Annotated in this window: 4 protein-coding genes; 1 reads left to right on the top strand and 3 read right to left on the bottom strand. The window is 62.8% G+C overall.

Going from position 1 to position 3,000, the window contains the following annotated elements; all coding sequences use genetic code 11:
* Positions 1-25: 25 nt before the first annotated feature.
* Genes secB through HU729_RS25270 form a run of 3 tightly spaced genes read right to left on the bottom strand, consistent with a single transcriptional unit; the run spans position 26 to position 1,217 of the window.
* Complete coding sequence (gene secB / locus HU729_RS25280) at positions 26-508, bottom strand: protein-export chaperone SecB (protein WP_186665655.1); 483 nt, start codon at positions 506-508, stop codon at positions 26-28.
* A gap of 39 nt (positions 509-547) precedes the next feature.
* Positions 548-802, bottom strand: coding sequence for a glutaredoxin 3 (grxC, locus tag HU729_RS25275; protein WP_054891214.1), 255 nt, complete (start codon positions 800-802; stop codon positions 548-550).
* A 1-nt stretch (position 803) separates the two neighbouring features.
* A complete protein-coding gene (locus HU729_RS25270; protein ID WP_186711900.1) occupies positions 804-1,217 on the bottom strand; it encodes a rhodanese-like domain-containing protein in 414 nt (137 codons plus the stop codon).
* A 206-nt stretch (positions 1,218-1,423) separates the two neighbouring features.
* Here HU729_RS25270 and gpmI point away from each other — a divergent pair, with 206 nt between their 5' ends.
* Positions 1,424-2,959, top strand: coding sequence for a 2,3-bisphosphoglycerate-independent phosphoglycerate mutase (gpmI, locus tag HU729_RS25265; protein WP_186665652.1), 1,536 nt, complete (start codon positions 1,424-1,426; stop codon positions 2,957-2,959).
* The last annotated feature ends 41 nt before the right edge of the window (positions 2,960-3,000 follow it).

Below are 3,000 nucleotides of genomic sequence, written 5' to 3'. Positions count from 1 at the left end.
TTTTTTTTGTGTCGCGCGAAAACGATTACTGCAGGGAAGGCGCTTCGCCAGCTTCCTGCATGCGCTGCAGCTCCTGGGCATACAGGGCATCGAAGTTCACAGGCGACAGCATCAGCGCCGGGAACGAGCCGCGGGTGACCAGGCTGTCGAGGGTTTCACGCGCATACGGGAACAGGATGTTCGGGCAGAACGCACCCAGGGTGTGGCTCATCGACGCCGCGTCCAGGCCCGAGATCAGGAAGATGCCTGCCTGCTGAACTTCAGCGATGAAGGCGACTTCTTCACCGTTCTTGACGGTAACCGACAGGGTCAGCACGACTTCGTGGAAGTCGCCTTCCAGGGCCTTCTGACGAGTGTTCAGGTCCAGCGCGACGCTCGGTTCCCACTGCTGGCGGAAGATCTGCGGGCTTTTCGGGGCTTCGAACGACAGGTCACGCACGTAGATGCGCTGCAGGGAGAATTGTGGATTGTTCTCTTCGGCGGCGCCGTTGTTCTGTTGGTCAGTCATGGCAGATCCTTTTCTGAAAATGGTTGAAAGAGGCGTGAATCAGGCCTCGAGCAGGGCGTCGAGCTTGCCCGAGCGCTCCAGCGCAAACAAGTCATCGCAACCGCCAACGTGGGTGCTGCCGATCCAGATCTGCGGCACCGAGGTACGCCCGGCCTTCTGCGCCATCTCGGCGCGCAGCTGCGGCTTGCCGTCGACGCGGATTTCCTCGAACGCCACCTGCTTGCTCGCCAGCAGTTGCTTGGCGCGCATGCAGTAGGGGCAGTAGTCGCTGGAGTAGACGATGACGGGCTTCATATCACTTCACCAGGGGCAGGTTATCGGCTTTCCAGCTGGACACGCCACCGCTGAGCTTGGCAGCGGTGAAGCCAGCCTTGAGCAGCTCACGGCAGACGGTGCCGGACTGCTGGCCCATCGCATCGACGATGATCAGGGTCTTTTCTTTGTGCTTTTCCAGCTCGGCAATGCGGCCGACGACTTTGTCCTGCGGAATGTTCAGCGCACCGACGATGTGGCCGGCGGAGTATTCCTTGCTTGGACGGATATCGATCACCACGCCCTTCTCGGCGTTGACCAGCGCGGTCAGCTGGCCGTTGCTCAGGCTCTGGCCGCCGCGGCGGATTTCATTGACCAGCAGCAGGATCAGCAGGACGAAGAAGATCGCAACCAGGATGAAGTGATCTGTCGCGAATTGAATCAAGTGAGCAACCATCAGGGGTGTTCCAGGCGATTGAAAATGCCGGCCAGTATACACAGCCACCCATGCCCGCCAAAGCCCGCCGGGCCGGCTCGGAACCAGCCTTCATCTGCAACCCGTCGGGACGCTGGTCGTGCGAACCGACGAATATTCGCCGTCGCTGGCCGATTTGCCCTAAAATGCGTGTCTTTATCATCTTTGAACAACCGTGAGTTTGATTGATGACGAGCACGCCCAAGCCCCTGGTCCTGATCATCCTGGATGGTTTCGGTCACAGCGAAAGCCCCGAATACAATGCCATCTACGCCGCCAACACACCGGTCTATGACCGCCTGCGCGCCACCCAGCCGCATGGCCTGATCTCCGGTTCCGGCATGGATGTCGGCCTGCCGGACGGGCAGATGGGCAACTCCGAAGTCGGTCACATGAACCTCGGCGCCGGCCGTGTGGTGTACCAGGACTTCACCCGGGTCACCAAGGCCATCCGCGACGGCGAATTCTTCGAAAACCCGGTGCTCACCGGCGCCGTGGACAAGGCAGTTGCCGCCGGCAAGGCCGTGCACCTGCTGGGCCTGCTCTCCGACGGCGGCGTGCACAGCCACCAGGACCATATCGTCGCCATGGCCGAACTGGCCGCGCAGCGTGGCGCCGAGAAAATCTACCTGCACGCCTTCCTCGACGGTCGCGACACCCCGCCGCGCAGTGCCCAGTCGTCCATCGAACTGCTCGACGCGACCTTCGCCAAGCTGGGCAAGGGCCGCATCGCCAGCCTGATCGGCCGCTACTACGCCATGGACCGTGACAACCGCTGGGACCGCGTCAGCGCCGCCTACAACCTGATCGTCGACAGCACCGCCGAGTACAGCGCCGACAGCGCCGTGGCTGGGCTGGAAGCAGCCTATGCACGTGATGAGAGCGACGAATTCGTCAAGGCCACCCGCATCGGCGAGGCGGTCAAGGTCGAAGACGGCGACGCGGTGATCTTCATGAACTTCCGCGCCGACCGCGCACGCGAACTGTCGCGGGTGTTCGTCGAGGCCGACTTCAACGAGTTCCCCCGTGCGCGCCTGCCGAAACTGGCGGCCTACATCGGCCTGACCCAGTATTCGGCGAAGATCCCCGCCCCTGCCGCCTTCGCCCCAGCCAGCCTGAACAATGTGCTGGGCGAGTACCTGGCCAAGAACGGCAAGACCCAGCTGCGCATCGCCGAGACCGAAAAGTACGCCCACGTGACCTTCTTCTTCTCCGGCGGACGCGAAGAGCCGTTCGAAGGCGAAGAGCGCATCCTCATTCCGTCGCCGAAAGTCGCCACCTACGACCTGCAGCCCGAAATGAGCGCACCGGAAGTGACCGACCGTATCGTCGAGGCCATCGAGCAACAGCGTTACGACGTGATCGTGGTCAACTACGCCAACGGCGACATGGTCGGGCACACCGGCGTGTTCAGTGCTGCGGTCAAGGCGGTCGAAGCGCTGGATGGCTGTGTCGGGCGCATCGTCCAGGCGCTGGACAAGGTGGGGGGCGAAGCGCTGATCACCGCCGACCACGGCAACGTCGAGCAGATGGAAGACGAGTCCACTGGCCAGGCGCACACTGCCCACACCACCGAGCCGGTGCCGTTCATCTATGTCGGCAAGCGCAGCGTCAAAGTCCGTGAGGGCGGCGTGCTGGCCGACGTGGCACCGACCATGCTCAAGCTGCTGGGCCTGGAAAAGCCGGCGGAGATGACCGGGACGTCGATTCTGCTCGACGCCTGAGCCCGCGCTGTAAAGAAAAGCCCGATGCCATGGCATCGGGC

It is taken from the genome of Pseudomonas sp. RW10S2 (genome assembly GCF_014268985.1).
GTDB classification, from domain to species: Bacteria; Pseudomonadota; Gammaproteobacteria; order Pseudomonadales; family Pseudomonadaceae; genus Aquipseudomonas; species Aquipseudomonas wayambapalatensis.
The sequence above is the reverse complement of the archived record's forward strand: the minus strand, read 5'-3'. Positions and strand labels throughout refer to the sequence as shown.